Origin of the sequence: Leptogranulimonas caecicola, assembly GCF_023168405.1 — a bacterium.
Lineage (GTDB): Bacteria > Actinomycetota > Coriobacteriia > Coriobacteriales > Atopobiaceae > Leptogranulimonas > Leptogranulimonas caecicola.
In genome coordinates, this window is the sequence record NZ_AP025285.1 from 657,980 (window position 1) to 675,000 (window position 17,021).

The 17,021-nt window shown below is 57.4% G+C and carries 9 protein-coding genes and 4 rRNA genes (1 of these 13 cut by a window edge); all 13 read left to right on the top strand.

The genetic code is table 11. The annotated features are described in order from the left end of the window. The first annotated feature begins 222 nt into the window (after positions 1–222). Positions 223–1,770: an NAD(P)/FAD-dependent oxidoreductase gene (locus OR601_RS02960; protein ID WP_265592149.1), complete on the top strand. Its 1,548-nt coding sequence runs from the start codon at positions 223–225 to the stop codon at positions 1,768–1,770. Further along, positions 1,770–3,152, top strand: coding sequence for an NAD(P)/FAD-dependent oxidoreductase (locus tag OR601_RS02965; protein WP_265592150.1), 1,383 nt, complete (start codon positions 1,770–1,772; stop codon positions 3,150–3,152). The genes OR601_RS02960 and OR601_RS02965 overlap by 1 nt, the downstream gene beginning before the upstream one ends. Continuing rightward, a complete protein-coding gene (locus OR601_RS02970; RefSeq protein ID WP_136012484.1) occupies positions 3,149–3,589 on the top strand; it encodes a DUF1667 domain-containing protein in 441 nt (146 codons plus the stop codon). Before OR601_RS02965 ends, OR601_RS02970 begins: the two co-directional genes overlap by 4 nt. Further along, positions 3,590–5,155, top strand: coding sequence for a glycerol kinase GlpK (gene glpK, locus OR601_RS02975; RefSeq protein WP_265592151.1), 1,566 nt, complete (start codon positions 3,590–3,592; stop codon positions 5,153–5,155). Positions 5,156–5,193: 38 nt separating this feature from the next. Then, positions 5,194–5,973 (top strand): HAD family hydrolase, encoded by a 780-nt coding sequence (locus tag OR601_RS02980; protein ID WP_265592152.1) that lies wholly within the window; start codon positions 5,194–5,196, stop codon positions 5,971–5,973. Further along, positions 5,974–6,864 carry a hypothetical protein gene (locus OR601_RS02985; protein ID WP_265592153.1) on the top strand — a complete coding sequence of 297 codons (891 nt, stop codon included), beginning with the start codon at positions 5,974–5,976 and terminating at the stop codon, positions 6,862–6,864. Between the two features lie 34 nt (positions 6,865–6,898). Continuing rightward, positions 6,899–7,513, top strand: coding sequence for a flavin reductase (locus OR601_RS02990; RefSeq protein WP_265592154.1), 615 nt, complete (start codon positions 6,899–6,901; stop codon positions 7,511–7,513). Positions 7,514–7,888: 375 nt separating this feature from the next. Further along, positions 7,889–8,170, top strand: coding sequence for a hypothetical protein (locus OR601_RS02995; protein WP_136012489.1), 282 nt, complete (start codon positions 7,889–7,891; stop codon positions 8,168–8,170). A gap of 220 nt (positions 8,171–8,390) precedes the next feature. Further along, positions 8,391–9,338: a linear amide C-N hydrolase gene (locus OR601_RS03000; protein ID WP_265592155.1), complete on the top strand. Its 948-nt coding sequence runs from the start codon at positions 8,391–8,393 to the stop codon at positions 9,336–9,338. A 734-nt stretch (positions 9,339–10,072) separates the two neighbouring features. Next, positions 10,073–11,584 (top strand): 16S ribosomal RNA (locus tag OR601_RS03005). Positions 11,585–11,932: 348 nt separating this feature from the next. Beyond that, positions 11,933–14,910 (top strand): 23S ribosomal RNA (locus OR601_RS03010). Between the two features lie 114 nt (positions 14,911–15,024). Next, positions 15,025–15,140: ribosomal RNA gene (gene rrf / locus OR601_RS03015) — 5S ribosomal RNA — on the top strand. Between the two features lie 741 nt (positions 15,141–15,881). Further along, positions 15,882–17,021, top strand: a 16S ribosomal RNA gene (locus tag OR601_RS03020); it runs 372 nt beyond the window's last position. The 16S, 23S and 5S rRNA genes sit together here, the layout of an rRNA operon.

The following is a 17,021-nucleotide window of genomic DNA, read 5'->3' on the forward strand; positions in this document are numbered from 1 at the left end:
CGATTGCACTCTATCCCAATTGGGTGTCGCGGGTGTTTCTATATCCTCTAAAACATCATTGGGCCAAATGCCCGAAATAGACCCAAAATGCACCCCCAGTGCTGGGGTTCTTAATTTGGCCGACCATTCTGAGCCAAAGCTGTAGGTTTTCTTGGGACTACCTGTAAACTGTCTGCTAAGTATTCTCACATTTAGATTTGTTTTTCCATTAGAGAGGGACTCATGACTTCATCTCCTGATGCCCCGCCTTGCCGAGAAGCCCATCCCTCGACCGTTGAGACCCCTGTGCTGGACGTGGCCGTTATCGGCGCTGGGGCCGTGGGGTGCGCTCTCGCGCGAGAGCTCTCCTATGAGCAGCTGAACGTGGCCGTTTTCGAGGCTGAGCCCGACGTGGGCTGCGGCACGTCCAAGGCCAACTCGGGCATTGTCCACGCGGGCTTTGATGCGGCTCCCGGCTCGCTCATGGCGCGCCTCAATGTGGCCGGAGCCGCCCTCATGCCGCAACTCTGCCGCGACCTCGACATTCCCTACGAGCAAAATGGCTCGCTGGTGCTGGCCTTCGATAGAGCCGACATCCCCCGCTTGGAGGAGCTGGCCTCCCGAGGCTGCTCCAACGGGGTGGAGGGGCTCGAGGTGATAGGCCAAGAGCGCCTACGCCGTCTGGAGCCTCATGTGTCGCCTGAGGCAGTGGCCGCTCTTTGGGCGCCCACCGCAGGCATCGTGGACCCTTTCATGCTCTGCGTGGCTCAGGCCGAGTTGGCTGCCGATAATGGCGTCTGGTTCCACCTGTCAGAGCCGGTGGGGCAGGTGCATCGCCTGAACGCCCAGGATGAGGTCTCTTCTCAAGAGGCAGCAGCGCTCTCGCAGGGAGCCCGCTGGTGCGTCGCTACTGCCCGGGGCGCCTACTATTGCCGATGCGTGGCAGCTGCGGCGGGGCTCTTCTCGGCAGACTTGTATAACCCGTGGGTCCCCCAAGAGCAGAGGCTCTCTATAACCCCTCGGCGCGGGTCCTACTATTTATTGGACATATCGGCAGAGCCGGTGCCTTGCCACACGCTCTTCCAGTTGCCAGGGCCCAAGGGCAAGGGCGTGCTCGTGGCCCCCACCGTTCATGGAAACACGCTGGTGGGTCCCACTGCGGTGGATGTGGACGATCCTGAGGCCACCTGCACCTCGGCAGCCGAGCTGGCCGCTATCGCGCAGCTTGCCCACCAAAGCTTTCCGAAACTCGATCTCAAGGCAACCATCACTTCTTTTGCGGGGCTCAGGGCGCATGAGGCAGGCCACGAGTTTGTCGTCCGCGAAGTGGCGCCCGGCTATGTGCATGCGGCCGGCATCGAGTCGCCCGGGCTTACCGCCTCTCCTGCCATCGCGCTCATGATGAAAGAGCTATTAGGAAACCAGTTGCACTATATTGCCAACAAACAGGCAGGACGCACGCGCAAGGGGCCTGTGAAGACCCGGGAGCTCTCCGTCGAGCAGCTGGCGTTGCTGGTGGAGTCAGATCCTGCCTATGGCGAGATCATTTGCCGCTGCGAGCAGATCAGCGCGGGGGAGATCCTGGATGCCTGCTCGCGGTCGATCCCTGTGATCACCACCGATGGGGTGAAGCGCCGCGTGCGCGCCGGGATGGGCCGATGCCAAGGGGGATTTTGCCTTCCCCGCGTCATAGAGCTGGTGGCCCAGGCCGCCTTGCTTCCCCAAGAGGCCATAGGCAAAAACTCCAGTGAGGCCCCCTGGATCACAGGTCCTGTGAAGGAGGGGTTGTAATGGCGTCGTGCAGACAACAGGTAGACCTCGCCATTGTAGGCGGCGGCCCTGCAGGGCTTGCTGCGGCGTTGGCAGCCCACGAAGCCGGCGTCGAGTCCATCTGCATCTATGAGCGCGACGAGCGTCTGGGCGGCATCTTGAATCAGTGCATCCACAATGGCTTTGGGCTCCATCGCTTTGGAGAGGAGCTTACCGGCCCCGAGTATGCGGAGCGATATATAGACGCACTTATAGATGCTGGCGTAGACTATCAAGTAGGTACCACGGTGCTTAATATAACGCCAGACCTCAAGATTATGGCTTCCAGTATCCGGGGCGTGCAGGTTGTTCAAGCGGGAGCCATCGTGCTTGCCATGGGGTGCCGGGAGCGTCCGCGCGGCGCGCTCTCCATCCCCGGCTATAGGCCGGCAGGCATCTATACCGCCGGCACAGCTCAGCGGCTGGTGAACATGGAAGGCTTCATGCCTGGCCGCCGAGTGCTTGTCTTGGGTTCTGGCGACATCGGCCTTATCATGGCTCGGCGCCTCACGTTGGAGGGCGCTCAGGTGGTAGGCGTTGCCGAGCTCATGCCCTACTCCGGCGGGCTTAAGCGAAATATTGTGCAATGTTTGGAAGACTTTGACATCCCCCTTTGGCTCTCTTGCACGTTGGTAGGCATTTTGGGCAAGGAGCGCGTGGAGGCTGTGACGCTGGCCCAGGTAGACAGCGCAGGTGCGCCCATAGCAGGTACCGAGCGCACCCTGGAATGCGACACCCTCTTGCTCTCCTGCGGCCTGCTGCCAGAAAACGAGCTTTCCCGCCAGGCCGGTGTAACTCTTAATAAGGCAACCGGTGGCCCTATAGTGACTCAAAGCTTGGAAACATCGGTTCACGGCATCTTTGCTGCAGGCAACGTATTGCATGTGCACGACCTGGTGGACTATGTGAGCGAAGAGGCTGCCCAGGCAGGCAGGGCAGCGGCTGCTTACCTGGCAGTCCGCTCGCGCGAACCGGAGTGCCTTCGCTTTCCTGCTGCCGAGAAGCAAACCAGGCAACCAGTAGCCCAATATGAACAAGAAGCAGCTGCGATATCGAGCACCTATGCCCCCATAGCCCTAGAGGCAGGGATGGGCGTGCGCTACAGCGTGCCTTCCACCATTGATGTGGGCTGCCTCGAGGGTCCAGCGCAGATACGCTTTAGGGTCACCAATGTCTTTAAGGACGCTTCTTTGGTGGTCCAAGGGCGCACGCGCCAAGGGGAACAGGTGGAGGTGCTTCGCCGCAATAAGCCAGCCATGGTCCCTGCAGAGATGGAAACCGTTGCCATTCCTGCAGCGAAACTGCTCACAGAAGCAGGAGAGCCATGGGTCGGCCTTACTATCTTGGTAGAGGAGGCTTCATGAGCTGTCTTACCGCCCCAACACAGCCGTTGGATTGCCGCTCGGACGGATCATGCGTCGAGAAAAATGCAGCAGGCCAGCCCAAAGAGCTCGTCTGCATCCGTTGCCCGTTGGGGTGCACGCTCCAAGGGCAACTGGCAGAAGGAGAGTGGCATGTCGAAGGCAACCGTTGCCCGCGAGGCGAGGCCTATTTCATAAAAGAGGCCACCAGCCCCTCTCGCACGGTTACAGGGCTGGTGCGAGTGGCAGGTGGTCAATTGCCGGTGGTCTCGGTAAAAACGGTGCCGGAGGTGCCAAAAGACCGGGTGATGGATGTGGCCCGGGGTCTGGCTGCCTTAGAGGCGTTAGCTCCCGTATCCATCGGTCAGGTGTTGGAGGACGATTTTCTCGGCACCGGCGCTTCCCTTATCGCTACCAAGTCGGTGGGAAAGAAGGCTTAGATGACCGACGTAGCCCAGCACAAGGACGATTATGCAGACTATGGGAGCCTCCGTGTTGATCCGGGCGCCTCCTACCTTTTGGCGCTGGATCATGGCACGACATCGTCGCGGGCGATCTTGTTTGACCATGATCGACAGGTGGTGGCGCTGGCCCAAAAAGAAGGGGCGCTCAGCTATCCTGCACCGGGCTGGGTGGAGCAGGACGCTATGGGGGTATGGCTGGATACCATGGCGGTTATGGCGCAGGTGATGAACGAGAGCGGTATCGACCCTGCTGCCATTTGCGCCATCGGCATCTCCAACCAGCGAGAGACCTGTCTTTTATGGGATCACAAAACGGGGCTTCCGGTGGGGCCGGCTATCGTGTGGCAGTCGCGCCAGACGGCCGATATCTGCGATCGCTGGAAGGCCCAAGGTCTCGAGCCGTTGGTGCGCCAACGCACCGGGCTTCGCATAGACCCTTATTTCTCTGCTTCCAAGATCGTGTGGATGCTGGAAAACCTGCCAGGGGTAAGGGAGCGGGCCCAGGCGGGCGAACTGCTCTTTGGCACCATGGACACCTGGCTGGTGTGGAAGCTCACGGGCGGGTGCGTGCATGCCACCGACCCTTCCAACGCCTCTCGCACGCTGCTGTGCAATATTGAGACCGCCACCTGGGATTCTGAGCTTTTGGAAGCCTTTGGGATTCCAGAGCAAATCCTGCCTGACATTCTTCCTACCTCAGCAGTGCGGGGAACCACAGCCCAATGGGCCTTCTTTGGGGCAGAGGTGCCCATCAGCTCCTGCGTGGGAGATCAGCAGGCTGCGCTCTTTGGGCAGCTGTGCCTGGAGCCGGGGATGACCAAAAACACCTACGGCACCGGCGGGTTCCTCTTGATGAATACCGGCGATACTATCGTGCGCTCCGAGCAGGGATTGCTCTCAACCATCGCCTGGCAAATTGGCGACACTGTCACCTATGCGCTGGAGGGCTCCATCTTTGTGTCCGGCGCGCTTATGAAGTGGCTCAGAGACGGTTTGCACCTCTTCGACGACGTTAAGGATTCCTGCGCCATCGCTCAAGAGGCGGGGAGCTCTGGCGGCGTCTATGTGGTGCCTGCTTTCACGGGTCTGGCTACGCCCTATTGGGATGCGCGGGCTACCGCCTCTATCGAAGGCATCACTTTTTCCACAGGTTCGGGCCACATAGTGCGGGCAGCCCTTGAAGCCATGGCCTACCAGGTAAAAGACGTGCTAGAAGTCATGGAGCGCGAATCTCGCATAAAGATTGGCACCCTTAAAGTGGACGGCGGGGCGGCAGCGAACGATTTCTTGCTGCAGTTCCAGTCTGACCTGTGCGGCAGTGCGGTGGAGCGGTTTTGCGTCCACGAGCTCACAGCCTTGGGCGCCGCATTTTTGGCGGGTTTGGCGGTGGGCTTTTGGGATTGGGGCGACCTGTCCATTCAGGTGGATCGCCGCTTCGAGCCCCAGCGGCCCCCGCAGGTCATGGCCCAGGCCTATGCTGGTTGGCGCTGCGCGGTGGAGGCCTGCCGTGCGTTTAAGCCCTCAGGTGTTACCGTGGCATAATCATGGCCCGCGTCTATCGCACCGATCCAGGAGGATTCATGATCAAGCTCGTGCTTACCGATTTGGACGGGACGCTCATTCCCGACGCTCAAGAAGGAGTGTCGCCCAATACCGAGGCGGCCATTCGTGAGCTCAAAGCAGCCGGCATCGCCTTTGGTCCCTGTACCGGGCGCCCCGTCAACATGCTGCCGGATCTCTTTCACAACCAGCTGGACCTCTATGCCACCGGCGTCTATGAGAACGGAACTTTGGGTTTCATCGATGGGGTTGAAGCCTTTCGCCACACCTACCCGGGAGAGGCTCTCAATAGGCTGGGCCATTTTGTGGCGGAGCAGGGCTTCTCAGAGCTCACGTTGTTCGATCCGCTCCATGGTCCCTCAGAACGTTATGGCAAAGAGCGCCTGGAGGAATTGGATCAGCTGGATTTGAGCGCCTATTCCAAGGCCAACCTGCATTTCGACTCGCTCGAGGAGCTGCCGGGGATCGCAGAGGTCCTGCGCGCCCGATTCCCCGAGTTTGATTTTGTGATGCCTGTGACCGATCAGGCGCTCCTGGACATCCTGCCTCATGGCATATCCAAAGCCAACGGCGCCCTCGAGCTTGCCCGACGCATGGGATTTGCCCCCGAGGAAGTGCTGGTGTTTGGCGATTCTGACAACGATTTTGAGTTCCTGGGCGCCTTTCCCCATTCGGTGGCCATGGCCAACGGCTCCGAGAAAGTCAAGGCTACCGCCCGCTACACTATTGGTCAAAGCAAGGATTACGCAGTAGCTGCTGCCCTGCGTGAGCTGGCTGCTTATGCGCGAAAGGAGTCTTGAGTGCCGCTCAAGAAATCAAAGGCTCAAGACGCTGCAGGCTTTATCTTTCACACGTTGGGAGATCGCCCCACTCAGTCGGCTCGAGATTGGGTGAAATCCCAGGTCTTAGGGGTCGAGCAGCGCTATAGGATACTGGTGTTGGCGTGTTGCCTTATAGGGATGGTCGCCATGTTTGTCGCCTATGGGATGCCCGAGGCTCCTCTGGCGCTCACCCTGGCGGTGGATGGTGCGTTTATCGGCGCGGCCATTGGTTTTGTGAAGCTCTTCTCGTTGCGTCAAAAGCTGGGCAGTGCATTCTCTTATGTGTTGGACGAAGACTGCGACCCCCAGACCTTTGCCGATCGCTACCTGGCCTACATCGAGAGCCTGTGGCCTCACGATTTGGTGGTGCCCCTATGGAACTATTGCCGAGGCCTGCGCTGGCAAGGCCGTTGGGACGATGCTCAGCGGCTTATGGACGCCTACGCCCAAGAGCATGGGGTGACCTCGGGGTCGGCCGCGTTTTGCTACCACCAAGTGCGTGCCTATTGCGCCTATGACCAGCGCGACGCCGCTTCTATGATCGACGAGGTCCACGCCCTCCAAGCCCTCGACACCTCGGGAGTGAGTCCCACTTTTGTGGAAGGTGTCTCTCAGCTGGTGTCTTTAGCCAACATTCTCACGCTGGAAGACGGCAAAGACTATGACCAGGTGTTTGAAGCAGTTGAAGGTATCTTTGATAGGGTGACTCCCGTCCAACGGGTAGAATTCGCCTTGCACCTGGCGCTTTGCGCCCCTAGTCGCTCTCAGGCGATGGAATGGTTGGGCTATACCACCAAGCATGGAGGCACCACCTGGTGTATTAAAGAGGCCAAGCGCATGCGCCAGCAAGGACCGGTGGCGCTGGGGTAGGTATATGCACGACATTGGCAGAAAGGAAGGTCCCATGCCTGACAAGTTTGTAGAGATCGATCCCAAAGACCTGCAGTTCAATCCCTTCGAGATGATCGGCGACGACTGGATGCTCATCACCGCCGGCAACGATTCTGCCTGGAATACCATGACCGCTTCCTATGGGCAGATGGGTTCGCTTTGGGGCGCCAACGTAGCCACTGTCTATGTGCGTCCGCAACGCTATACCAAGCAGTTCTTAGACCAAACCGACGAGTTCACCCTCTGCTTCTTTGGCGAGGAGTGGCGCGAGGCGCTGGACTACATTGGCACCCATTCTGGCCGCGATACCGATAAGGCCCAGGCCACCCATCTCACTCCTCAGCCTTGCAATGGATCCGTCGCCTTCGAAGAGGCCCAGTTGGTGCTGGTGTGCCACAAGCTCTACGCCCAGGATGTCGACCTGGCAGACTTCATCGACACCGAGCTTGCTAAGAAGTGCTACCCCAAGCACGATCCTCACACTTTCTATGTGGGGCGCATCGACCACATGTACTTGGCGGCAGAGATGTTTGCCGAGGACGAGGAGGGCGAGTGCGAGTGCGGCTGTGGCGGCCATCACGACCACGAGCATGGCGACGAGTGCTGCTGCCATCATCATGAAGACTAAGCGGTCGCCGTTCTGATTCCGCCCTTAAGCCTCCAGCTACTCTCCAGTGGCTGGAGGCTTTTTGTTCCAGCTGCGGCGGAAGGGTTTCTCGGCAAGGCTTTTTTGGGTTGCCCGCTCTCTTGCAGGCAGGTTTCCTCAAGGCAGGTCGTGAACCCCCAGTTTTTCATTGTTTCTCAAGGTCATTTGGGGTTTATCCCAAGCTTTGGGGGCATTTTTGCGAAGGGCTCTTGCAATGTCCCCCAATTCCGGTTTGGTGGGAATACCTGGAGCAGTCGAGGTCCAGCCGCATCCAATCCATCGACATCCTGCGATATCAAAGTTGTGGCGCCTTTGACTAGAGTTCATCAGCAAACCCGCTTTTGTGAGGTGGTATTCATGAAGGCACGCGAATTCTCCGTCGAATCCTCCGAGGTCGCCTATGAGGCTCGCTTGGCCCTCGATCAAATGGACAGCGAAGAAGAGGTAAGCGCCGAGTCCCTCATTCGCAGCTTCTTCGAGGCTCTCAAATGCGCCCGCACCAATCAGCGTCGCCTGGACTCTCTGCTTTTGGCTCACGAAGGCGAGCTTCCGGGTCGTCTCCGCGAGCTAGGCGTGGATTGCTCCGATGAAGAGGTGCGCGAACTTATCGATCAATTTGGTCGCAATTACTGCTGGTAGACATTTGCAGTTAAGCCATCCACTAACTGGGAAAATGTCCATAGAACTTGTGCACGGAAAGCGCTTTTGTGAAGTGTTGGTAGCAACCTTCAAGTTCTTCTGGGCGAGCATCATTCTGGGGAACGATCCAGGGAGACGAAGCTTCACTTTGTCGTCAAGAGGCGCCTCTCAAAGTGTGCCTCGCTCTATCCTGCACCTTCACCCTGTAAGGAGCGTCTCTATGTGCACCGCCGTTCGCTTAACCGATAAAAACAACAACCTCTATGTAGGCCGCAATTTGGACTGGGGCGTTCCTTTTGGCGAGAAGCCTCTGCTGGTGCCTGCAGATTGGACCTGGCAAAGCCGCCACATAGGGGCTATTGCCACTCAGTCGCCCATCATTGGTATGGGGCTGCTCATGAAGGACATGCCTCTTTATTTTGACGCCGTGAACGAGGCGGGCCTTTACTGCGCCGGCCTTTCCTTTGCCGCAGGCTTCGCACATTACAACGATGCTGATCCTTCCAAGATCAACGTCACCAGTTTCGAGATGCCCCTTTGGGTATGCTCCGAGTTCACTACAGTTGCCCAGGTGAAGGAAGCTGCTCAGAACCTCAATATCACCAACGACACCTTCGATCCTTCGCTTCCTACTTCCGACCTGCATTGGTTCGTCGCCGACAAAGACCAGTCCATTGTCATCGAGCAAACCGCTGAAGGTCTTAAGATCTACGATGACGGCTTTGACGTGTTGACCAATCAGCCGGACTTCCAGTTCCACTGCAACAACATGCGCAATTACATTCACCTGGACGGCGACTGGACACCCGAGCGCACCATGCGCAACGCTCATCTCACCGCCCTGGGCGTAGGTCCCTCCGTGATGGGTCTTCCAGGCGACCCCTCTGCCATCTCGCGTTTCGTTCGCGTTGCACTGCTTAATGCAAGCTATCCCGACCAAGACGATGACGCTGACAACATCACCCGCCTCTTCAAGACCCTCAATGCAGTCTCTATGGTCAAGGGTTACTGCCGTCAGGAGTCTGGCGACTTTGAATACACCATTTACACCGGCGGTTTCGATAGCGCTACTGGCACTTATCGCTACACCACCTACGATGACCCTGCCTATCACACCTTCTCGTTTGCCGACGCTGCTTCTCTCTCTGCCCCAGCCAACCTCAAGTAGGCGCCGAGTTTTCTGCAGCGAATTTTTCGCCCCAGTGGATTCTTGGATCTGCTGGGGCGTTCTTTTGCCGAGAAACCCCTTCTGTGGCCTCGGGACTTAAGGCGCCCTTTGAAGAGAGAAGAAGTATGAAGTGCCTAGTGTCTGGATTTATGGCCTCTACCAGCAGTTGTGGTCCTTTAAAACCTACTTGAAGATCCACAGTTTCTAATCTTTCGATTGCCGACAGATGCCTACCGTTCACCCCCAAGACAAGCAGTAACACGTTTCCTAGCAGCTACTCTTTTATCTACGCCCCTGAGGTTTGGAAAGAAGCTGCTGCTTCTGTTTCCCCTTCAAGGCGCAAGAAGGATCTTGGCTCTGTGATGGTGCCTGTGAAGGAAAAATGTGGGGAAACCTCATTTGAGAATTCTCGCTAGGCTCACCCTCTCCCTCGCGTATAGTTCTTTCTCGCGCCGCGGTGGCACAGACCACAGGCGGTGCGGCGAACCTTGAGAACCGGATACCGTGGCCCCTTTCCTACAAGAAAGAGAAGTGAGAAAAGGGTCACAGAAAGAATGACAGACCATTTAGTGGTTCTTTATTACTTAACCTCGTTTTCTTATAAACCAGTGCGAGTAGCAAAGAAGACCTAATGGATCCAAAAGTTGATCGGCGTTTATTAGCCGGAGTCATAAGGTAAGGCTCACCATTTTTTGACTGGTTAAAGATGCGGTTCTCTGCATCTTGACATAGTTTGAACGGAGAGTTCGATCCTGGCTCAGGATGAACGCTGGCGGCGCGCCTAACACATGCAAGTCGAACGAGAAGCACCTCTTCGGAGGTGTGGATAGTGGCGAACGGCTGAGTAACACGTGGGCAACCTGCCCCTCTCATCGGGATAGCCTCGGGAAACCGGGGATAATACCGGATACTCCAACGCTTTCGCATGGAAGCGTTGGGAAAGCTCTGGCGGAGAGGGATGGGCCCGCGGCCTGTTAGCTAGTTGGCGGGGTAACGGCCCACCAAGGCTTCTATGGGTAGCCGGGTTGAGAGACCGACCGGCCAGATTGGGACTGAGACACGGCCCAGACTCCTACGGGAGGCAGCAGTGGGGAATCTTGCGCAATGGGCGAAAGCCTGACGCAGCGACGCCGCGTGCGGGATGACGGCCTTCGGGTTGTAAACCGCTTTCAGCAGGGACGAGGCCGCAAGGTGACGGTACCTGCAGAAGAAGCCCCGGCTAACTACGTGCCAGCAGCCGCGGTAATACGTAGGGGGCGAGCGTTATCCGGATTCATTGGGCGTAAAGCGCGCGTAGGCGGCCAGTTAGGTCGGGAGTCAAATTTCGGGGCTCAACCCCGTCTCGCTCCCGATACCGGCTGGCTTGAGTGTGGTAGGGGAAGGCGGAATTCCCGGTGTAGCGGTGGAATGCGCAGATATCGGGAAGAACACCGGTGGCGAAGGCGGCCTTCTGGGCCATCACTGACGCTGAGGCGCGAAAGCTAGGGGAGCAAACAGGATTAGATACCCTGGTAGTCCTAGCCGTAAACGATGGACGCTAGGTGTGGGGCGATGTCGCTCCGTGCCGCAGCTAACGCATTAAGCGTCCCGCCTGGGGAGTACGGCCGCAAGGCTAAAACTCAAAGGAATTGACGGGGGCCCGCACAAGCAGCGGAGCATGTGGCTTAATTCGAAGCAACGCGAAGAACCTTACCAGGGCTTGACATGACGGTGAAGCGGCGGAGACGCCGTGGCCGAAAGGAGCCGCCACAGGTGGTGCATGGCTGTCGTCAGCTCGTGTCGTGAGATGTTGGGTTAAGTCCCGCAACGAGCGCAACCCCTGCTGCGTGTTGCCATCATTTAGTTGGGCACTCACGCGGGACCGCCGGCGTCAAGCCGGAGGAAGGTGGGGACGACGTCAAGTCATCATGCCCCTTATGTCCTGGGCTGCACACGTGCTACAATGGCCGGCACAACGGGCACGCCACTGCGCGAGCAGGAGCAAATCCCTTAAAGCCGGCCCCAGTTCGGATCGGAGGCTGCAACCCGCCTCCGTGAAGTCGGAGTTGCTAGTAATCGCGGATCAGCACGCCGCGGTGAATGCGTTCCCGGGCCTTGTACACACCGCCCGTCACACCACCCGAGTCGTCTGCACCCGAAGTCGCCGGCCTAACCTCGTGAGGGAGGCGCCGAAGGTGTGGAGGGTAAGGGGGGTGAAGTCGTAACAAGGTAGCCGTACCGGAAGGTGCGGCTGGATCACCTCCTTTCTAGGGAGACATACGGTCTTTCTAAAAGACATCACTTATCTTTGATTTTTTAGTTCCTTGCCTTACCGGCAACCGATCGCCTCTTTCTGTGACTCTCACTTTTCCTCCTACAAAAGAAGGCAAGCTACGGCATCCGGTCCTCGAGGTTAATCGCCTCGCGTACCTTGAAAGCCGCATAGCGTCAAAACACATTTGTGTGTCTCAGACACAGTCTGAGATATAAGCATCTGATCGCGTGCCATCTCTGTCTCAACTCGGAAGATGGCACAGCATGTATGTATACCAGCAACACTGCACCTTATATATCTAAGGTGTCTTTGTTTGTTATTAGCAAAGCTATGAAGACAAAGACAAGATGTTAAGAGCGTACGGTGGATGCCTTGGCACAGGAAGCCGATGAAGGACGTGACAAGCTGCGATAAGCCACGGTGAGGCGCACATAGCCTTCGACCCGTGGATCTCCCAATGGGCAAACCCGACAGACGTGATGGTCTGTCACCCTTGCTTTGAACCCATAGAGGCAAGGGGGATAACCCGCTGAACTGAAACATCTAAGTAGGCGGAGGAAGAGAAATCAACAGAGATTCCCCTAGTAGTGGCGAGCGAACGGGGATCAGGCCAAACCGACGTGCGTCTATGCCCGGCAGGGTTCGCGCCGTCGGTGTTGTAGGGCCACACGTACAGGATCTGCCGGTCTTGTGCGCAGTAAGAAACCGGAGCGGTAGTCGAAAGGTCTGGGAAGGCCTGCGAAACAGGGTTAGAGCCCCGTAGACAAAACCGATCCGGCTGCGCGTTGTGGTACCTGAGTACTGCCGGACACGTGAAACCCGGTGGGAATCTGGGGGGACCACCCTCCAAGCCTAAATACTCTCCTGTGACCGATAGCGAACCAGTACCGTGAGGGAAAGGTGAAAAGCACCCCGGGAGGGGAGTGAAATAGTACCTGAAACCGTGCGCTTACAAGCAGTCGGAGCACCTTAATTGGTGTGACGGCGTGCCTTTTGTAGAATGAGCCAGCGAGTTGCGGTATGTGGCGAGGTTAAGCTCTGATAAGCGAGCCGTAGCGAAAGCGAGTCCGAAGTGGGCGTATAAGTCGCATGCCGCAGACGCGAAGCCGGGTGAGCTATCCATGGGCAGGCTGAAGCGGGGGTAAGACCCCGTGGAGGGCCGAACCCACTTAGGTTGAAAACTGAGGGGATGACCTGTGGATAGGGGTGAAAGGCCAATCAAACCCGGAGATATCTCGTTCTCCCCGAAATAGCTTTAGGGCTAGCCTCGGTTGCTTACCGTCGCAGGTAGAGCACCGGATGGGCGCGGGGGCCTCACCGCCTACCAACCCCAACCGAACTCCGAATGGCGACGGTCTTGAGACCGGGAGTCAGAACGTGTGGGCTAAGCCGCGCGTTCGAAAGGGAAACAGCCCAGACCGCCCGCTAAGGCCCCCAAGTTCGTGTTAAGTGGCAAAGGATGTGCGTTTGCCTAGACAACCAGGATGTTGGCTTAGAAGCAGCCATTCATTTAAAGAGTGCGTAACAGCTCACTGGTCGAGTGGACATGCGCCGACAATATACGGGGCTAAGCACGACGCCGAAGCGGCGGAACGATCCTTCAAGGACCGTTGGTAGGGGAGCTTTCCTTGGGCAGCGAAGCTGAAGGGTAACCTTTGGTGGAGCCTTAAGGAAGTGAGAATGCTGGCATGAGTAACGAGAGCGGCGAGAGTAACGCCGCCGCCGTAAACCCAAGGTTTCCTGGGCGAGGCTAATCCTCCCAGGGTCAGTCGGGAGCTAAGGCGAGGCCGGAAGGCGTAGCCGATGCACAGCAGGCAGATATTCCTGCACCTCCCGCAGACGTTTGAGTGATGGGGTGACGGAGAAGGGTAGCTCGACGGGGTTCTGGACGTCCCCGCGATGTCGCGTAGCCTGAGGGGTAGTAAAATGCGCCTCTCGCATAAGGGTGAGGCGACGGACGAAGCGCTTTAGCGAAGCGAGTGAGCCCATGCTTCCTAGAAAAGCCTCTAGCAAGTCTGCGGGTGCCCGTACCGCAAACCGACACAGGTGGGTGGGTAGAACATACCAAGGCGATCGGGTCAACCATGGTTAAGGAACTCGGCAAAATGGCCCCGTAACTTCGGGAGAAGGGGCGGTGGCGCGGGTGATAGAGCGTGCCTCTTGAGCCTGAGCCACTCACAGTAAAGAGGCCCAAACGACTGTTTACCAAAAACACAGGACTCTGCTGAAGTCGTAAGACGACGTATAGGGTCTGACGCCTGCCCGGTGCCGGAAGGTCACGTGGAGTTGTCAGTCGCAAGACGAAGCAGCGAAACCAAGCCCCGGTAAACGGCGGCCGTAACTATAACGGTCCTAAGGTAGCGAAATTCCTTGTCGGGTAAGTTCCGACCTGCACGAAAGGCGTAACGATTTGGGCGCTGTCTCAACCATGGACCCGGTGAAATTGCACTAGTCGTGAAGATGCGACTTACCCGCGGAAGGACGGAAAGACCCCGTGAACCTTTACTGCAGCTAGACATTGGCTGCCGGTCCGACGTGTAGAGGATAGGTGGGAGACTGAGAACCACTGGCGCCAGCCGGTGGGGAGTCGCCCTTGGAATACCACCCTCGTCGCTCTGGCATCCTAACCTGCGACCGTTATCCGGCGTAGGGACCGTGTCTGGTGGGTAGTTTGACTGGGGCGGTCGCCTCCTAAAGAGTAACGGAGGCGCGCAAAGGTCTGCTCGGGACGGTCGGCAACCGTCCTTTTGAGTGCAAGAGCATAAGCAGGCTTCACTGCGAGACCAACAAGTCGAGCAGGTGGGAAACCAGGCTCTAGTGATCCGGCGGCCCAGAGTGGAATGGCCGTCGCTCAACGGATAAAAGGTACTCCGGGGATAACAGGCTGATCTTCCCCAAGAGTCCACATCGACGGGAAGGTTTGGCACCTCGATGTCGGCTCATCGCATCCTGGGGCTGGAGCAGGTCCCAAGGGTATGGCTGTTCGCCATTTAAAGCGGTACGCGAGCTGGGTTCAGAACGTCGTGAGACAGTTCGGTCCCTATCCTCCGTGGGCGTAAGAGAGTTGAGGGAGGCTGCCCCTAGTACGAGAGGACCGGGGTGGACGGACCTCCGGTGAACGGGTTGTCAACCAATGGCACTGCCCGGTAGCTGAGTCCGGTTGGGATAACCGCTGAAAGCATCTAAGCGGGAAGCCCGTCCCAAGATGAGCTCTCTTTTTGGTAAGGCTCCTTGTAGACTACGAGGTTGATAGGCCGCAGATGTAAGGCGTGTGAGCGCCTCAGTCGAGCGGTACTAATAGGCCGAGCTCTTGTATTTGTTTTTCATCCCATACAAGCAAAAGTCAGATGCTCACCCACACCATGTGAAAGAGACGCTGTGCGGCCTTCAAGGCACGCAGATGCGATTGAGCCTCGAAGACGCTTAGAGCCGGTCGGCGGCCATAGCAGGGGAGGCACACCCGGTCCCATGCCGAACCCGGAAGTTAAGCCCCCGAGCGCCGATGGTACTGCCGGTTTAGCCGGTGGGAGAGCAGGACGTCGCCGACCCGCCCTAGGCGTCACTTTAAAGCCCCGTTGTCACTGGAGTGGCAACGGGGCTTTTTGCGTTTGGGGGAAGGTTTGAGATCTTCATATACTCAATGAAGGTTATTTAGAGCTGTATTCAATAAGACAGTTTTGACGAGCGTTATTGAAGGATCTTGCTGAGAGGTTTGAGGTCTCGTTGGCATGTAGAAGCCAGACTGAGATATTATTTTACATGGTCAATAGCCGAGTTTGTCTTTTAGGTGGCTTGACTAATAATCTAGGTATAAGTAATAGTGCAACATTATATCTAGTAGTACTACTGAGGCTTCTATCTGCAAAAACCTATTATTTACAGCATAGAGTTGTAAATTAAATATTACAGATGACACTTTGAGTAAGCTTTATTAGATGTGAAGGAAAAATGTTTGCCCTTATCCTCTTGCGCAAACCCCTCTCCCTCGCGTATAGTTCTTTCTCGCGCCGCGGTGGCACAGACCACAGGCGGTGCGGCGAACCTTGAGAACCGGATACCGTGGCCCCTTTCCTACAAGAAAGAGAAGTGAGAAAAGGGTCACAGAAAGAATGACAGACCATTTAGTGGTTCTTTATTACTTAACCTCGTTTTCTTATAAACCAGTGCGAGTAGCAAAGAAGACCTAATGGATCCAAAAGTTGATCGGCGTTTATTAGCCGGAGTCATAAGGTAAGGCTCACCATTTTTTGACTGGTTAAAGATGCGGTTCTCTGCATCTTGACATAGTTTGAACGGAGAGTTCGATCCTGGCTCAGGATGAACGCTGGCGGCGCGCCTAACACATGCAAGTCGAACGAGAAGCACCTCTTCGGAGGTGTGGATAGTGGCGAACGGCTGAGTAACACGTGGGCAACCTGCCCCTCTCATCGGGATAGCCTCGGGAAACCGGGGATAATACCGGATACTCCAACGCTTTCGCATGGAAGCGTTGGGAAAGCTCTGGCGGAGAGGGATGGGCCCGCGGCCTGTTAGCTAGTTGGCGGGGTAACGGCCCACCAAGGCTTCTATGGGTAGCCGGGTTGAGAGACCGACCGGCCAGATTGGGACTGAGACACGGCCCAGACTCCTACGGGAGGCAGCAGTGGGGAATCTTGCGCAATGGGCGAAAGCCTGACGCAGCGACGCCGCGTGCGGGATGACGGCCTTCGGGTTGTAAACCGCTTTCAGCAGGGACGAGGCCGCAAGGTGACGGTACCTGCAGAAGAAGCCCCGGCTAACTACGTGCCAGCAGCCGCGGTAATACGTAGGGGGCGAGCGTTATCCGGATTCATTGGGCGTAAAGCGCGCGTAGGCGGCCAGTTAGGTCGGGAGTCAAATTTCGGGGCTCAACCCCGTCTCGCTCCCGATACCGGCTGGCTTGAGTGTGGTAGGGGAAGGCGGAATTCCCGGTGTAGCGGTGGAATGCGCAGATATCGGGAAGAACACCGGTGGCGAAGGCGGCCTTCTGGGCCATCACTGACGCTGAGGCGCGAAAGCTAGGGGAGCAAACAGGATTAGATACCCTGGTAGTCCTAGCCGTAAACGATGGACGCTAGGTGTGGGGCGATGTCGCTCCGTGCCGCAGCTAACGCATTAAGCGTCCCGCCTGGGGAGTACGGCCGCAAGGCTAAAACTCAAAGGAATTGACGGGGGCCCGCACAAGCAGCGGAGCATGTGGCTTAATTCGAAGCAACGCGAAGAACCTTACCAGGGCTTGACATGACGGTGAAGCGGCGGAGACGCCGTGGCCGAAAGGAGCCGCCACAGGTGGTGCATGGCTGTCGTCAGCTCGTGTCGTGAGATGTTGGGTTAAGTCCCGCAACGAGCGCAACCCCTGCTGCGTGTTGCCATCATTTAGTTGGGCACTCACGCGGGACCGCCGGCGTCAA